The sequence below is a fragment of the Actibacterium sp. 188UL27-1 genome, from assembly GCF_016901225.1.
In the GTDB taxonomy this organism is placed as follows: Bacteria; Pseudomonadota; Alphaproteobacteria; order Rhodobacterales; family Rhodobacteraceae; genus 188UL27-1.
This window is the reverse complement of record NZ_JAFEUL010000005.1, coordinates 122,031-137,434: the sequence shown is the minus strand read 5'-3', so window position 1 is coordinate 137,434 and position 15,404 is coordinate 122,031. Positions and strand designations below refer to the sequence as shown.

The 15,404-nt window shown below is 59.3% G+C and carries 13 protein-coding genes; 12 read left to right on the top strand and 1 reads right to left on the bottom strand.

The features are described 5' to 3' along the window. Nucleotides 1–64 precede the first annotated feature (64 nt). The 8 genes from IU397_RS23600 (at nucleotide 65) to ggt (ending at nucleotide 8,534) form a co-directional block, all read left to right on the top strand. The gene (locus IU397_RS23600; RefSeq protein ID WP_255569783.1) at nucleotides 65–199 is read left to right on the top strand and encodes a hypothetical protein; all 135 of its coding nucleotides are present in this window, start codon (nucleotides 65–67) and stop codon (nucleotides 197–199) included. Between the two features lie 94 nt (nucleotides 200–293). Further along, the gene (gene bamA / locus IU397_RS08955) at nucleotides 294–2,654 is read left to right on the top strand and encodes an outer membrane protein assembly factor BamA (RefSeq protein ID WP_204412501.1); all 2,361 of its coding nucleotides are present in this window, start codon (nucleotides 294–296) and stop codon (nucleotides 2,652–2,654) included. Continuing rightward, nucleotides 2,654–3,274, top strand: coding sequence for an OmpH family outer membrane protein (locus IU397_RS08950; RefSeq protein WP_204412499.1), 621 nt, complete (start codon nucleotides 2,654–2,656; stop codon nucleotides 3,272–3,274). Before bamA ends, IU397_RS08950 begins: the two co-directional genes overlap by 1 nt. Nucleotides 3,275–3,344: 70 nt before the next feature. Further along, the gene (gene fabZ, locus IU397_RS08945) at nucleotides 3,345–3,818 is read left to right on the top strand and encodes a 3-hydroxyacyl-ACP dehydratase FabZ (RefSeq protein WP_204412497.1); all 474 of its coding nucleotides are present in this window, start codon (nucleotides 3,345–3,347) and stop codon (nucleotides 3,816–3,818) included. Nucleotides 3,819–3,821: 3 nt separating this feature from the next. After that, entirely contained in the window at nucleotides 3,822–4,619 is a 798-nt protein-coding gene (gene lpxA / locus IU397_RS08940) for an acyl-ACP--UDP-N-acetylglucosamine O-acyltransferase (protein WP_204412495.1), read from the top strand. A 4-nt stretch (nucleotides 4,620–4,623) separates the two neighbouring features. After that, the gene (locus IU397_RS08935; RefSeq protein WP_204412493.1) at nucleotides 4,624–5,481 is read left to right on the top strand and encodes an LpxI family protein; all 858 of its coding nucleotides are present in this window, start codon (nucleotides 4,624–4,626) and stop codon (nucleotides 5,479–5,481) included. Continuing rightward, nucleotides 5,478–6,623 carry a lipid-A-disaccharide synthase gene (gene lpxB / locus IU397_RS08930; RefSeq protein WP_204412778.1) on the top strand — a complete coding sequence of 382 codons (1,146 nt, stop codon included), beginning with the start codon at nucleotides 5,478–5,480 and terminating at the stop codon, nucleotides 6,621–6,623. Before IU397_RS08935 ends, lpxB begins: the two co-directional genes overlap by 4 nt. A gap of 114 nt (nucleotides 6,624–6,737) precedes the next feature. Further along, nucleotides 6,738–8,534: a gamma-glutamyltransferase gene (ggt, locus tag IU397_RS08925; protein ID WP_204412491.1), complete on the top strand. Its 1,797-nt coding sequence runs from the start codon at nucleotides 6,738–6,740 to the stop codon at nucleotides 8,532–8,534. Between the two features lie 19 nt (nucleotides 8,535–8,553). Here ggt and mnmA read toward each other — a convergent pair whose 3' ends face one another. Further along, nucleotides 8,554–9,699, bottom strand: coding sequence for a tRNA 2-thiouridine(34) synthase MnmA (gene mnmA / locus IU397_RS08920; RefSeq protein WP_204412490.1), 1,146 nt, complete (start codon nucleotides 9,697–9,699; stop codon nucleotides 8,554–8,556). 121 nt (nucleotides 9,700–9,820) lie between these two features. Here mnmA and IU397_RS08915 point away from each other — a divergent pair, with 121 nt between their 5' ends. The 4 genes from IU397_RS08915 to recG all read left to right on the top strand — a co-directional run bounded on the left by IU397_RS08915 (nucleotide 9,821) and on the right by recG (nucleotide 15,350). After that, complete coding sequence (locus tag IU397_RS08915; RefSeq protein ID WP_204412488.1) at nucleotides 9,821–10,093, top strand: DUF1153 domain-containing protein; 273 nt, start codon at nucleotides 9,821–9,823, stop codon at nucleotides 10,091–10,093. Nucleotides 10,094–10,247: 154 nt separating this feature from the next. After that, the gene (gene ctrA / locus IU397_RS08910) at nucleotides 10,248–10,964 is read left to right on the top strand and encodes a response regulator transcription factor CtrA (protein ID WP_204412487.1); all 717 of its coding nucleotides are present in this window, start codon (nucleotides 10,248–10,250) and stop codon (nucleotides 10,962–10,964) included. 169 nt (nucleotides 10,965–11,133) lie between these two features. Continuing rightward, entirely contained in the window at nucleotides 11,134–13,263 is a 2,130-nt protein-coding gene (ligA, locus tag IU397_RS08905) for an NAD-dependent DNA ligase LigA (protein WP_204412485.1), read from the top strand. Then, entirely contained in the window at nucleotides 13,260–15,350 is a 2,091-nt protein-coding gene (gene recG / locus IU397_RS08900) for an ATP-dependent DNA helicase RecG (RefSeq protein WP_204412484.1), read from the top strand. The genes ligA and recG overlap by 4 nt, the downstream gene beginning before the upstream one ends. The last annotated feature ends 54 nt before the right edge of the window (nucleotides 15,351–15,404 follow it).

The following is a 15,404-nucleotide window of genomic DNA, read 5'->3' as shown; positions in this document are numbered from 1 at the left end:
CAGTCGCCCCAATTTCGACATATTGCACCGATATTTTACAGGAACGAAATATTGGTGTCTGATCATGAAAACACAGGCTGTCGGATATAACAGCGTTCTGCTTTTGCTGGCTCTCAACTCGGATCGGTTGCTTTACGTCGCTACCATTGCGACCGCCCTTATGGGTGGCGCTTTTGTGGGTTCGCTTGTCACCCAATAAAAGTGCCACACCACATCGTGTAGGCTTTTGACACTCCACAACATTCCCGATAACACTATCGCAACAAATAAACGGCGGTTTAGGGGCAGGTGGAATGGTAAGTGGATCGCAGGGTTGGGGTGGTTTGCTGACGCGGGCGCTTCGCCTCTTAACGGTTATTTTCCTTATCGGATCAGTGGGTTTTGTGCCGACATTGGCGCAAACGCAGACATTTTCGTTTAATAATGTCGAAGTGCGCGGGAACCAGCGGGTCGACAGTTCGACCATTCTCAATCAGGCCGGAATCGCCCGGGGCGAGGCAGTGTCAGCGGGCCAGTTGAACGCCGCCCTTCAAAATATCCAGAACAGTGGATTGTTTGAAACGGTCGAGATCGTGCCGCGCGGTCGCACGCTGGTGATTGAGGTGCGCGAATTTCCGACGATCAACCGCATCGCGTTTGAGGGCAATCGCCGCCTGAGCGATGAGGATCTGACCACCGTTGTCAGCTCGACCTCGCGCCGGGTGTATAGCCCAAGTCAGGCCGAAGCTGATGCCGCTGCCATCACAGAGGCTTATCGGCAGGGCGGACGGTTGGCCGCAACTGTGGCCCCCAAGATCATTCGGCGAAGCGACAACCGTGTCGACCTGGTGTTCGAAATCACCGAAGGACGCGTGGTTGAGATTGAAAGACTTTCCTTTGTCGGCAACCGTCAATTCTCTGACAGTCGTCTGCGGCGGGTGCTGGAGACCAAACAGGCCGGTATCTTCCGACAGATCGTGCAGCGCGACACGCTGGTTGAAGACCGTATCGAATTCGACAAGCAAGTCTTGCGCGACTTCTACCTGAGCCGCGGTTACGTCGACTTCCAAACACTGTCCGTCACATCGGAGTTGGACCGGAACCGCAGTGGTTTTGTTGTCACGTTCAATGTGCGCGAAGGCCAGCAGTTCAAGTTCGGCGATATCAGTGTCAGCAGCAGCATCGACACGATTGACCCTGACGAATTCGCCAACGAGATCCGGATCCGCAACGGGGCCAACTATAACCCCGCGGTGATCGAGAATGCGATTGCCCGGTTGGAACGGGTGGCCGTGCGCCAGGGCGAGAATTTCGTGAGGGTTGAGCCCCGCATCACTCGCAATGATCGCGATCTGACGCTTGATATCGAATTTGCACTGAGCCGCGGACCGCGCGTGTTTGTCGAGCGGATCGATATCGAAGGAAACACGACCACGCTGGACCGTGTGGTGCGCCGCCAGTTCGATGTTGTTGAAGGGGACCCGTTCAACCCGCGCGAGATTCGCGAAAGTGCCTCCCGTATCCGAGCATTGGGGTTCTTCGAGAATGCCGATGTTCAGGCCCGCGAAGGCAGTTCGCCCGACCGGGTCATCGTGGACGTGGATGTTGAAGAAACCAATACCGGCTCCCTGGGTTTCGGCGCCAGTTTTGGCAGCAATTCCGGGTTTGGTCTGACCTTTTCTTTCTCTGACACGAACTTTTTGGGACGGGGCCAGCGGATCAACTTTGAATTCAACACGACCGAAGATGCAGAGGCGCTGCGCCTGAATTTCACCGAACCGGCGTTCCTGGGGCGGGATGTGGCTTTCACCTTTTCGGCGCTGTACCGGCAAACTGCGAATGAGAATTCGCGGTTCTCCACCCGTCGGGGCGAGCTTCGCCCGGGCTTCCAGTTCCCGATCAGCGAGCGGAGCCGGTTTGGCGTACGTGGCGGCATCCTTTACCGCGAGCTGTTTGACGTCGATCTTGGCTTTCCGGAGGATGATGATGATCCGGCCGATACCGGCTCATCGGCTGTTCTTCGTGGTGAGGAAGGAAGCCGCACAACGGTCACGCTGGGCTATTCCTATACCTATGACAGCCGCAACAGGGGTTTGAACCCCAATGCTGGCGTCCTGTTCCGGTTCAACCAGGATTTCGGATTTGGGGATGACTTCAGTTATATCCGGACGACCGCGCTGGCATCTGCCGAGACCAAGGTTCTGAACGAAGAGGTCACCTTGCGTGCCGAACTGGAAGGTGGCGCCGTCAATTTCCAGACCGGTGGATCGACGGTCCTGGACCGGTTCACGTTGAACAACAAAATCCGCGGGTTCGAGGCCAATGGCCTTGGTCCGCGTGATCTTAATGTCACCAATGAAGATGCCTTGGGCGGCAACATGTTTGCTGTGCTACGGTTGGAGGCCGATTTCCCGCTGGGATTGCCGGAGGAATACGGCATTTCGGGCGGCGTCTTCTATGATGCAGGATCCGTCTGGAGCCTCGACAACACCAATGGCGGGCCGGATGGGAATTTCCAGATCGACGACGATTTTGCACTGCGTCAATCTATCGGTATTTCGATCTTTTGGGATACGCCCCTTGGGCCGCTGCGCTTCAACTTTGCCGAGGTGCTTAGCAGCGAGGATGGCGATGAAGAGCGGCCGTTCGATCTGACGGTGTCGACCCGCTTCTGATGCGGTGGGCATTTGCCCTGCTGGCCGGTACCATGCTGACAGGGTCGGCCAGTGCCCAGGGGCTGTTTGGGGTGGGCGAGTTGTCCTTGGAAATGGGGGAGAGCGTCGAGGTCCCGCAAAGTCCGATCCTGACCATCGATCAGGATCGGCTGTTCCAGGAAACGGATTATGGTCGCCGGGTTCAGGCCGATCTTGTGGCAGCCTCGCAGCAGCTCGCCATTGAAAACCGGCAGATCGAAACCGAACTTGCCGCCGAAGAGCAGGACCTGACCGAGCGGCGCAAGCAGATGGATCCGGCGGAATTTCGGGTTCTGGCGGATCGTTTCGATGAAAAGGTCACCGATCTGAGGCGCCGTCAGGACAGCAAGACAGTGGCGCTACAACGACAGGGCGACGTGGCCCGGACTACATTTGCCGATACGGCATTGCCAATACTCTCGGTGATTGTCGAGGAGGCCGGAGCGGTGGCGATCATCGACCGCGACTCGGTCTTTCTGACGGTCAACAAAATCGATATTACGGATATCGCGATCAAGCGTATGAATGCGGAACTGGGCGATGGGAGCGCTCCGACCGTGCTCCCGGATGCCGTGCCGGAAGAGGCACCCCGGTCAGAGTGAGCTCTGCACCGGGCGCGCCGAAAGCGAACACCCCGCCAAAAAGAAGAGTTCAGTAAAGAAGGGAAATCCGATGTCAGACCAAGAAAAGCCACAGGCGGCAGACATCAACCTGATCCAACGATTGATCCCGCACCGGTATCCCTTTTTGTTGATCGACCATGTCAAGGATATCATCCCGGGCGAGAGCGCGGTGGGGATCAAGAACGTCACCTTCAACGAGCCGCATTTTCAAGGTCACTTTCCCGGCGCGCCGATCATGCCCGGCGTCACGATCATCGAGGCCATGGCCCAGACCGCTGCCGTGATGGCCGGGATCACCATGGATATGGTCGACAAGAACATGTTGGTGTATTTCATGGCCATTGAGGGGGCCAAGTTTCGGCGTAAGGTCGCGCCCGGCGATGTTCTGGAATTGCATGTCAGCGTGACGCGCAGCGGATCCAAGGTCTGGAAATTTTCGGGCAAGGGTATGGTCGGAAATGAGGTTGCGGCCGAAGCGGCCTTTACCGCAATGTTGGACCTGTCCCAGCAAGAACAGGGGTAACCCATGGCCATCGATCCCAGCGCAGATGTGCATCCGAGTGCGATTGTCGAAGAGGGCGCCAGGATCGCCGCGGGTGCCAGCATTGGCCCGTTTTGCGTGATCGGGGCCGATGTTGCGGTGGGGCGCGACGTGGCGGTGAAATCCCATGCGGTGATCAGCGGACAGACCGAGATCGGCGAGAGATCGACGATCTTTCCGTTCGCGGTGATCGGCGAGATCCCGCAGGACATGAAGTTCAAGGGAGAGAGCACGCAGTTGATCATTGGCGCACGCAACCGGATCCGGGAGCATGTGACGATGAATACCGGCACTGCGGCGGGCGGGGGTGTCACCCGGATCGGGGATGACGGCCTATTCATGGCGGGCTGCCATGTCGCCCATGATGCCCGGATCGGCGATAGGGTGATCTTGGTCAACAACTCTGCCGTGGCTGGCCATTGCGTGATCGAGGATGAGGTGATCGTTGGCGGTTTGTCCGGTATCCATCAATGGGTGCGGGTGGGGCGCGGCGCGATCATCGGCGCGGTCACGATGGTGACCAATGATGTCATTCCCCATGGGTTGGTTCAGGCGCCGCGGGGCCGTCTGGACGGGTTGAACCTTGTCGGGTTGAAGCGTCGGGGCGTGGCGCGTGTCGATATCACGGCCTTGCGCGCCGCCTATCAGATGTTGGCCCAGGGAGAGGGCGCGTTTCAGGACCGCGCCCGCCGTTTGGGGGATGAGACCTCCAGTGATTATGTGCGGGAGATCGTGGCCTTTGTGCTGGGCGATAGTGATCGCAGTTTTTTGACACCGGAATAGCGCGATGATCGTCCTGATTGCCGGAGCGGGCGCGTTACCCGGAATTGTGGCGCGGCAGGTCTTTGATTCTGGCCGGTCGGTCCGGGTTTATGCCCTGGACGGTGTGCCGGTCGATCTGGATATCGATGTGCCTGTGCGGCGGTTTCGGATCGAACGATTGGGCAGCCTTTTGGCGGAGCTGGGCCGGATCGGGGCGCGGGAGGTCTGTTTTGCCGGTGCTGTGTCTCGTCCTGCCATCGAGATGGACATGATCGATGATGCGACGCGTCCTCTGATGGAGCAGATCGGTGCGGCGCTGCGGGCCGGCGACGATGGCGCGCTTCGGGTAATTCTGGGTTTGTTCGAACGGGCGGGTCTGCGCGTGCTGGGAGTTCAGGATGTGGCGCCGGATCTATTGTTGGGACCTGGAGTGCCGACGGTTGCGGGTCCAAATGACCGTGACGGTGTCAATGCTGCGCGTGGTGCCGCGATTGTGGCCGCGATGGGTGTGGCGGATCTGGGGCAATCCTGTGTGATTGCAGACTGTCAGGCCCTTGCGGTGGAGGCCCTGCCGGGCACCAATTGGATGTTGCAGTCTTTGCAGGCAGGGTCGGCCCCGGCGCTTTCAGCGACCATGCCCGCCCAGCCTGCCCTGAAGGCGCTGCTGCAACGGGGGCTGTTCTACAAGGGACCGAAGCCGGACCAGGACCGACGGGTTGATTTGCCCACCATCGGGCGGGAGACTGTTGAGCGAGTCGCGGCTTTGGGACTGCGTGGTCTGGTGATCGAGGCAGGGGGGGTGATCGTCCTGGACCGAGACACGGTGATCCAACGCTGTGATACTGACGGGCTGTTCCTATGGGCAAGGCAGAGCGCACCATGAAGGTGTTCATCATCGCGGGTGAGCCATCGGGCGACATGTTGGGTGCGGCTGTCATGGCTGGATTGAGGCAGCAAGTGCCCGATATTTCGTTCATCGGTGTTGGAGGCTCTGGCATGGAGGGACAGGGGCTGAATAGCCTGTTCCCGATGCAGGACCTGTCGGTCATGGGGATCGCAGAGGTTTTGCCCAAGTATTTCCATCTCAAGCGGCGGATTCGGCAGACGGCGGATGCGGTTCTGGCCGCAGCACCCGATGCGATGATCACCATCGATAGCCCCGATTTTTCACTGCGCGTCGCAAAGCTTGTGAAAGCGGCGTGGCCTTCCCAGAAGACCATCCATTGCGTGGCGCCGACGGTCTGGGCCTGGCGTCCGGGCCGGGCGGTGAAAATGGCGCGCGTGATCGACCATGTTCTGGCGCTTTTTCCGTTTGAGCCACCCTATATGGAAGCCGCGGGGATGGGATGTGATTTCGTCGGGCATCCCGTTGTCGCTGAACCCATCGCCACCGCAGCGGAGATTGCGGCCTTTCGGGCGGACCTTGGGGCGGAGGGGCCGGTGATCCTGGCCTTGCCTGGGTCCCGCCAGGGGGAGGTGACCCGGCTTGCCCCGACCTTTGGGCAGAGCTTGGCCCGCGTGATTGCTGCCCGTCCCGGTGCCCGCGTGATCGTGCCGACAGTTCGGGCCCAAGCCGAAACGGTACGCGACCTTGTCGCTGACTGGCCAGGTGATCCGCTGGTTTTGGATCCTGACAAAGGGCCGAGGTTGAAGCGGGCAGCCTTCGCCGCTGCTGATGTTGCATTGGCCGCGTCGGGGACTGTCTCCCTTGAACTGGCTGCGGCTGGTACGCCCATGGTAATCGCCTATGATATGAACTGGTTGAGCCGCCAGATCATTTCCCGGATGCTGATCGTTGATACCGTAACGCTGGTCAATCTGGTCTCAGAAACGCGGGTTGTGCCGGAATTCATCGGGGCGCGGTGCCAGCCCGAATTGATCGCACCTGCTATCCTTTCGGTGTTGGATCAGCCCCGGTCGCAGCAAGACGCCATGATTGCCACCATGACGGCGTTGGGGCGCGGTGGTCCGGCCCCCGGAGATCGCGCGGCCGATGCCGTTTTGCGCGTGATCGCGTCAGATTGATTGTGGTATATGCAGCGTTTCATCCATCCGGGTGATGGGTGGTAACACGGGGAAGACACCGGCATTCAATGTGCTAGGTTCCGCAGGGTTAACCACCGACAGGAGAATGGCGAAATGCCTCGGATCCCTCTCAGCACGCATCTTTCGTTGATCGCACTTTTGGCGGTTTTACCCGCCTGGGCCCAGGACGCTGCGGATGCTACCGCGCCTGAAGCCACCACCGAAACCGGTTTTACCGGCCTGACCAATGGGGCCTTGGCGGCACTTGCCGCGAAAGAGGCGGGCGCGCCGGTTGAAGCCAGCACCTGGATGGTGGCTGCTGCCAATCCGCTGGCGGTGGAGGCCGGGGCCAAGGTGCTGGATGCAGGCGGAACTGCCGCCGATGCGATGGTGGCCGTACAGGCCGTGCTTGGGTTGGTCGAGCCGCAATCCTCCGGCTTGGGCGGTGGCGCATTTCTGGTGTGGTATGATGCGGAAAGCGGATCGGTGACCACGCTGGATGGGCGCGAAACGGCGCCATTGGCCGCGACGCCGCGGCTTTTTCAGGATGATGCTGGCGAACCCCTAGCCTTTTTCGATGCGGTCGTCGGGGGGCGGTCCGTCGGGACACCCGGTACACCTGCTTTGATGCAAATGGCCCATGAGAAATGGGGCAACCAACCCTGGGACGGTTTGTTCAATGACGCCATTACCCTGGCGGAGGATGGATTTGCCGTCTCGCCGCGTCTGGCAGGGTTGATCGCCGATGATGCCGAGCGGCTGTCACGCTTTGCTAGCACAGCCGACTATTTTCTACCCGGCGGCACGCCCTTGGCCGCAGGCGACATGCTGGTGAATGCGGAATACAGTGCCACGTTGCAATCAATTGCGGTCGATGGAGCCAGCGCTTTTTACACCGGAGAAATTGCATCGGACATCGTGGCCACGGTCCAGGGGGCCGACGGCAATCCGGGTGTGCTGACCGAGACGGATTTGGCGATTTACAGCGTCAAGGAGCGGTCGGCGGTTTGTGTGGAATATCGCGCCCATGATGTCTGCGGGATGGGGCCGCCGTCTTCAGGCGCGCTGACGGTGGGCCAGATCCTGGGCATGATGGAGGGGTATGACCTTGCCTCCTTGGGCGCGCAGAGCCCGGAAAGCTGGCGGTTGATCGGGGATGCGTCGCGTTTGGCCTTTGCGGATCGTGGCCGCTACATGGCCGACAGCGACTTTGTCCCGGTGCCGGTCCAGGGATTGGTCGCGCCGGATTATTTGGCGGAACGGGGTGCGTTATTGGCGGGTGAGGCCGCGTTGGCCGAGGTTTCGGCCGGAAACCCGGCTTTTGATCACGCATTGAACTGGGCGGATGATCGCAGCATCGAATTTCCATCAACTTCCCATATTTCCATCGTGGATGCTGAAGGCAACGCGCTGAGCATGACGACAACGATCGAGAACGGCTTTGGCTCCCGTCTCATGGTTCGCGGATTTCTGTTGAATAACGAATTGACGGATTTCTCGTTTGCCAGTCACGAGGAGGGCGTGCCGATTGCCAATCGCGTGGCGCCGGGCAAGCGACCGCGGTCATCCATGGCGCCGACCATCGTTTTGAAAGACGGTGCCCCGGTTCTGGTGGTGGGCTCTCCTGGCGGCAGCCGGATCATCGGGTATGTCGCCAAGACGATCATTGCCCATCTCGATTGGGGCATGGATGTGCAGCAGGCGGTGAGCTTGCCGCATCTTGTGAACCGCTTTGGCACCTATGACTTGGAGGTTGGAACTGCGGCAACGGATCTGGAAGATACATTGACCGCTGCGGGGTTCGAAGTGAATGTCCGCGATCTGAATTCCGGCCTGCACGCCATTGCGGTGGGCGACGGGCTGCAGGGCGGGGCGGATCCGCGCCGAGAAGGAATCGCATTGGGGGACTGACGGGGGCTGGCGCGGCGGTTTAGCCGCGCCAGATCCATCCGCCACCCAGAACGCGCGTGCTGTTGGGATCGTAGAACACGCAGGCCTGGCCGGGGGAGACACCTTCCTCGGGTGATAGTAATTCAACCGTGGCCAGACCATCCGCCCCTGGGCGCAGGATCGCCTCCCGGGGCGGCCGGGTCGACCGGATCTTGACGGCGATTGGCAATGCATCCCCCGACGTCAGGGGCCGGTCGCCAAGCCAGTTGATCTCCCGAATGGGTACGATGCGGGTCGCCAGCGCATCTTTTGGGCCGACGATGACCTGACGGGCATCCGGGTCCAATTTGACCACATAGAGCGGATCGGCGAGGCCACCGATGCCCAGCCCCCGGCGTTGCCCGATCGTGTAATGGATCACGCCATGATGTTGCCCCAGCACGGTGCCGGACTGATCCACGATATCACCAGGTTCCCCGGCGCCGGGGCGCAGCTTTTCGATCACGCTGGCGTAATTACCGTCTGGCACAAAACAAATGTCCTGACTGTCCGGTTTATCCGCAACGATCAGGTCATGTTTGGCTGCCAATGCCCGGGTCTCCTCTTTGCTCTTTAAGTGCCCTAAGGGAAACCGCAGATACGCCAATTGATCAGCCGTCGTGGAAAATAAGAAATAGGACTGATCCCGCAATGAATCAGCCGCCATGTGTAATTCCGGGCCAGCTGCTCCGATTTTTCGTTGGATATAGTGTCCGGTTGCCATGCAATCAGCATCAAGATCCTTGGCAGTTTCCAACAGATCCTTAAATTTTACGCGTTCGTTGCATCGAATACACGGTACAGGTGTGGCGCCTGTCAGATAGCTTTCGGCGAATTCGTCAATCACGGCTTCCCGGAATGTGTTCTCGTAATCCAAGACATAGTGCGGAAATCCCATTGCCTCCGCCACACGGCGTGCATCGTGGATGTCGCGACCGGCGCAGCACGCCCCCTTTTTCGCCAGGGCGGCGCCGTGGTCATAGAGTTGCAAGGTCACGCCCACCACATCGTAGCCTTGAGTGGCCAGTTCTGCCGCGACAACAGAACTGTCCACCCCACCGGACATCGCGACCACGACGCGTGTGTCCTGTTTGGGTTTGGCGAAACCCAGGGAGTTCAACCCTGTGTCACGGTGATCGCGTGCCATCGAAACTGCCTCCCAATCTGGAGAAAATATAAGAAAATCCGACACAAACGGCAGATCGGACTTCATGTGTTCTTAAGCGTGCCCCGCGATGGTCGTCTTGTGATCAAACGAGGCCAGAACGATGTTTATCAAAAAAGTGGACGGACCGCGAGCCGTTACGTTGCCAGATGGCACGGTTTTGACCCGCGCCGATCTACCGCCCGTACAAACCCGGCGCTGGGTCGCCAGCCGCAAGGCAACAGTTGTGCGCGCGGTTATGTATGGTCTGATCGGTCAAAAAGAAGCGATGGAGCGGTATTCTTTGTCACAAGAAGAGTTTGACAGTTGGATCTGCGCGGTGCAACAGCACGGCGAGGCCGCCTTGAAGGCAACAACTCTTCAGCGTTATCGATAGCCGGTGCCCGATTTCACGACTTTTTCACGGTTATTGTCTGTCAATTGGTCAGACAACTTTGAGATGTGCGAGCTTGGCGCTACGATAAGTAACGAGGAGTTAACTATTGTGAGCAATGGTAACGACGAAGATAGACCGAACCGGAGCAAGTTGAATGCGCGTTTTACTGGTAGAAGACGATCCGACGACTGCCAAAAGCATCGAAATGATGCTGACCCATGCCAATCTGAATGTGTATACAACTGATCTGGGTGAGGAAGGTATAGATCTGGCCAAGCTCTATGATTACGATCTAATCTTGCTGGATTTGAACCTGCCAGACATGACGGGACACGAGGTCCTTCGACAACTGCGCTTGTCACGCATTGATACGCCAATTCTGATCCTGTCGGGCGCCGATGACACCGAAAACAAGATCAAGGGCTTTGGGTTCGGAGCTGATGACTATCTGACAAAGCCGTTCCATCGAGAGGAATTGGTGGCGCGCATCCATGCCATCATCCGTCGATCCAAAGGGCACGCCCAGTCCGTCATCGATACCGGCCACATCTCCGTCAATCTTGATGCCAAGACGGTCAGCGTAGCGGGTCGCGCCGTGCACTTGACCGGCAAGGAATACCAGATGCTGGAACTATTGTCGCTGCGCAAAGGCACGACACTGACCAAGGAAATGTTCCTCAACCATCTTTATGGAGGGATGGATGAGCCTGAGTTGAAGATCATCGATGTCTTCATCTGCAAACTTCGCAAAAAGCTCAGCAAGGCCACCAACGGGGAAAACTATATCGAAACGGTTTGGGGGCGAGGCTACGTTCTGCGCGATCCTGAGCCGGACGCAATGCAGCCGCCGAACGTTGCAATCGGAGCATAGTCCTTTTCCAAGATCGTGACAGCCGGGGGCCATGTGCCCCCGTTTTCGTGTCAGTCACATGATATCGCCCTCTCAATCGATATCGCCATATTTGTGTGCATTGTTCCTTCCTCTGGACCTTCACCAGATGCGACAATATCACTGGACCCGGTGAGGGAGGGGCCGTCAGGTGGATGCAAAGCCGATAGATCAATTGACCGAAGATGAGGCCAAGGCAGAGATTGCCCGCCTTTCCGACGTTTTGACCCAGGCTAATGCTGCGTATCACCGCGACGATGCGCCTGAACTTACCGACGCCGATTACGACGCATTCAAACGCCGCAATGCCGCGATCGAGGACCGTTTCCCTGATTTGAAATGTGCCGACAGCCCGACCGATCAGATCGGTGCCGCCCCCGCCGAGGGGTTTGGCAAGGTCACGCACGAACAGCGCATGCTGTCGTTGGGAAACGCCTTTGACGAGGCGGATGTGACCGAGTTTGATCAATCGATCCGGAAATATCTTGGTTGGCCCGAGGATCAGTCCTTATCCTATACCGCTGAGCCAAAGATCGACGGCTTATCACTTGCTCTCAGATACGAATACGGCGTGCTGGTACAGGCCGCGACCCGTGGTGACGGCAGTGTCGGGGAAAATGTCACTGCAAATGCCAGAACGGTGGCTGATATCCCCGAAACGCTCACGGATGCGCCCGACCTGCTAGAGGTCCGGGGTGAGGTTTACATGAGCCATGCCGATTTTGCGTCTTTGAATGAAAGACAGTCCCGAGCTGGGGCGAAGACTTTTGCCAATCCCCGCAATGCGGCTGCCGGATCGCTTCGTCAGTTGGATGCCTCTGTCACCCGCGCGCGCCCGCTCCGGTTTTTTGCCTATGCGTGGGGCGTAACATCGGCACCCCTGGCCGACACCCAATTCGCCGCCATTGAACGCTTGTCCGAACTGGGGTTTTCCACCAACCCGCTGACCCAAATCTGTGACACACCGGATGCAATCCTGGCCCATTACCACCGGATCGAGGCTGACCGGGCCGAATTGGGCTATGACATCGACGGTGTAGTCTACAAGGTGAACGATCTGACGCTCCAGGGCAGACTGGGATATCGCTCAACCACGCCCCGTTGGGCCATTGCCCATAAGTTTCCCGCTGAATTGGCCTGGACGCGCTTGGAACGGATCGAGATTCAGGTAGGCCGAACCGGCGCGTTGAGCCCCGTGGCCCGTCTGGTGCCCGTGACAGTGGGGGGGGTCGTTGTGTCGAACGCCACTTTGCACAACGAAGACTACATCGCAGGTCGTGACGCCAAAGGCGGCATGATCCGTGATGGCCGCGACATTCGCGCCGGGGATCTGGTTCAGGTGTATCGCGCAGGCGATGTAATCCCAAAGATCGCCGATGTCGATCTGTCCCAACGCCCGACTGATGCCGTGACCTATGACTTTCCCACCCTCTGCCCGGAATGCGGATCGGAAGCGCGCCGGGAGGAGGGCGACGCCGTACGGCGCTGTTCGGGCGGGCTCATTTGCCCGGCTCAGGCCGTTGAAAAGTTGAAACATTTTGTCTCACGTGCTGCTTTTGACATCGAAGGTCTGGGCGTAAAGCAGGTTGAGCAATTTCACAGCGATGGTTGGATCAAGGAGCCCGCAGATATTTTTACCCTGCGAGAGCGCTACAGCGATGGGCTTCAGCAGCTCAAAAATCGCGACGGGTGGGGTGAGAAGAGTGCTGCCAACCTTTTCAACGCCATTGATGATAGACGACAAATTCCCTTGAACCGCATGATTTTTGCCTTGGGGTTGCGCCATGTCGGCGAAAGCGCGTCGGCATTGTTGGCCCGCCACTACGGTGATTGGGAGCATCTCAGCGACGCGGTTGCCGCCGCCGCGCCGTTGGAAGGCACGGCCTGGGACGATTTGTTAGGGATTGATGGCGTTGGCGCGGTCATGGCCGGATCACTTGTCACCAGCCTGACGCAGGAGGCGGAACGCGCCTCCATCGACCGGCTGATTGCCCATCTCGATATCCAACCCATCGCGGCGCTTGCGCAATCTGACAGCCCGGTCGCCGGAAAGGTCGTCGTGTTCACCGGCACTTTGGAAAAGATGACGCGGGCCGAGGCCAAAGCGCGAGCCGAAGCGCTTGGCGCGAAGGTGTCGGGGTCGGTTTCGGCCAAGACAGATATCCTTGTGGCGGGTCCCGGTGCAGGATCCAAAGCCAAAAAGGCGGCGGAGCTTGGCGTTGAGACCCTTGATGAAGATGGCTGGCTGACCCTGATCAACGCTTTGCCGACCGGGGAATGAGCACCCGGCCATCGGTTCTGTTTCCTCTGTTTGCCGATTTGGAAACGCTGGACGGTGTTGGCAAGAAGACGTCCCAAAACCTGGCCGGTCTCGACATTCACCGACCGCGCGATGCCCTGTTCGTGCTGCCCTATGCAGGGGTTGATCGCTCGTTGCGCATGTCGGTGCGGGATGTCTCACCGCCAATGACTGTCACGGTCAAGGTGCGCGTGGGGTTGCACCGGGCGCCAACCCGACGCGGCGGCCCCTACCGGGTGACGGTCGAGGATGCCCAAACCACCTTTGCCATCGTGTTTTTCCACGCGCGGCCCGAATATGTGCAGCAGCAATTGCCGACGGGGCAAGAGCGGATCGTCTCTGGCAAAGTTGAGCTTTTCGATGGCGTCGCCCAGATGGTGCATCCAGATCACATCTTGCGGCCAGAGGAGGCGGACCAGATCCCAGCATTTGAACCGATCTATCCGCTGACCGCCGGTGTGACCCAGCGCACCATCGGGCGGGTCACAGCGGGTTCTGTGGCGCGTGTTCCGGAACTGGCGGAATGGATCGATCCGCCTCTGGTCGCGCGGGAAGGATGGCCCGATTGGCACGATGCCGTGCAGGCGGTGCATCTGCCGGCGGGTCCGGATGATCTGTCGCCCGATAGCGCTGCGCGGCGACGACTGGCCTATGACGAGCTTTTGGCGCATCAGACCACGCTCGCCTTGGCGCGGGCACAACAGCGCAAGATCCCTGGGCAGCGATCCGAGGGAGCCGGGATTTTGCGCCAGAATGTATTGGATGCGCTCGATTTTGACCCCACAGGCGCGCAGCGACGGGCGACTGACGAAATCGTGGCTGATATGGCGCAGCCCTTTCGGATGAACCGTCTCCTGCAAGGCGATGTTGGATCCGGTAAGACGCTGGTAGCCTTGTTGGCCCTGTTGACGGCGGTTGAAGCGGGAGGGCAGGGGGTCTTGATGGCCCCGACGGAGATCCTGGCCCGACAGCATTTGAACGGATTGCACCCCTTGGCCGAAGCGGCTGGTGTTGTGTTGGAGGTTCTGACTGGGCGTGACAAGGCGTCAGAGCGGGCTGCCAAACTGGCCGCCCTTGCAGCTGGGGATATTCAGATCCTTGTCGGCACGCATGCCGTGTTCCAGCGCGATGTCGCCTTTGCCGATTTGCGCCTAGCCGTCATTGACGAGCAGCATCGATTTGGCGTGGCCCAGCGGATGGAGTTGGGCGCAAAGGGGGAGGCGGTCGATGTGCTGGTCATGACCGCCACACCGATCCCGCGTAGCCTGGCCCTGGCGCAACACGGCGATATGGACGTGTCGGTTCTGGATGAGAAACCGCCGGGGCGCCAGCCGGTCAAAACGGCCCTCGTCTCGGTTGGGCGTATGGATGAAGTTGTGGAAAGTTTGCGCCGGGCCATTGCGCAAGGGCGCCAGGCCTATTGGGTCTGTCCGCTTGTCGAGGAAAGCGAAGTCGTGGATCTGACCGCCGCAGAAGATCGGTTCAAACGGTTGCGGGCGGTGTTTGGCGACGATGTGGTGGGTCTTGTACACGGCCAGATGGCCCCGGCAGAGCGCGACGTCACGATGGGCCGGTTCGTTGCGGGGGAATTGTCGCTGCTTGTTGCCACGACGGTGATCGAAGTGGGGGTGAACGTGCCCAACGCATCGATAATGGTGATTGAGCGGGCCGAAACATTCGGGTTGGCGCAACTGCATCAGTTGCGGGGCCGAGTGGGGCGCGGTTCGGCGGCGTCGACTTGCCTGCTGATGTACCAGGCCCCTCTGACCGAAAGCGGACAGCGCCGGCTTGAGGTGCTGCGTGAAACGGAGGATGGATTTCGCATCGCCGAGGAAGATCTGTCGTTACGCGGGGCAGGCGACGTGATCGGGACGGCGCAATCCGGTCTGCCAAGGTTCCGCGTTGCTGATCTGGATCGGCAGGCTGCTTTGATGGATTTGGCACAGCGAGATGCGCGGGCGTTTCTAGCCCGGGATCCCGACCTGAAAACAGAGCGCGGTCAGGCCATGCGCATGCTGCTTTGGTTGATGGAACAGGACAAAGCGATCCGTCTGATTTCAGTGGGTTAGATTTTTGTTCCGATATGTTCTTAAAAAGTTCTTTACAGCCGCGCCAAAAAATGG

Bases quoted from the DNA above. Each gene is read 5' to 3' on its own strand.
- IU397_RS23600 (WP_255569783.1), top strand. From the start codon at position 65: ATGAAAACACAGGCTGTCGGATATAACAGCGTTCTGCTTTTGCTGGCT.
- bamA (WP_204412501.1), top strand. From the start codon at position 294: ATGGTAAGTGGATCGCAGGGTTGGGGTGGTTTGCTGACGCGGGCGCTT.
- IU397_RS08950 (WP_204412499.1), top strand. From the start codon at position 2,654: ATGCGGTGGGCATTTGCCCTGCTGGCCGGTACCATGCTGACAGGGTCG.
- fabZ (WP_204412497.1), top strand. From the start codon at position 3,345: ATGTCAGACCAAGAAAAGCCACAGGCGGCAGACATCAACCTGATCCAA.
- lpxA (WP_204412495.1), top strand. From the start codon at position 3,822: ATGGCCATCGATCCCAGCGCAGATGTGCATCCGAGTGCGATTGTCGAA.
- IU397_RS08935 (WP_204412493.1), top strand. From the start codon at position 4,624: ATGATCGTCCTGATTGCCGGAGCGGGCGCGTTACCCGGAATTGTGGCG.
- lpxB (WP_204412778.1), top strand. From the start codon at position 5,478: ATGAAGGTGTTCATCATCGCGGGTGAGCCATCGGGCGACATGTTGGGT.
- ggt (WP_204412491.1), top strand. From the start codon at position 6,738: ATGCCTCGGATCCCTCTCAGCACGCATCTTTCGTTGATCGCACTTTTG.
- mnmA (WP_204412490.1), bottom strand. From the start codon at position 9,699: ATGGCACGCGATCACCGTGACACAGGGTTGAACTCCCTGGGTTTCGCC.
- IU397_RS08915 (WP_204412488.1), top strand. From the start codon at position 9,821: ATGTTTATCAAAAAAGTGGACGGACCGCGAGCCGTTACGTTGCCAGAT.
- ctrA (WP_204412487.1), top strand. From the start codon at position 10,248: ATGCGCGTTTTACTGGTAGAAGACGATCCGACGACTGCCAAAAGCATC.
- recG (WP_204412484.1), top strand. From the start codon at position 13,260: ATGAGCACCCGGCCATCGGTTCTGTTTCCTCTGTTTGCCGATTTGGAA.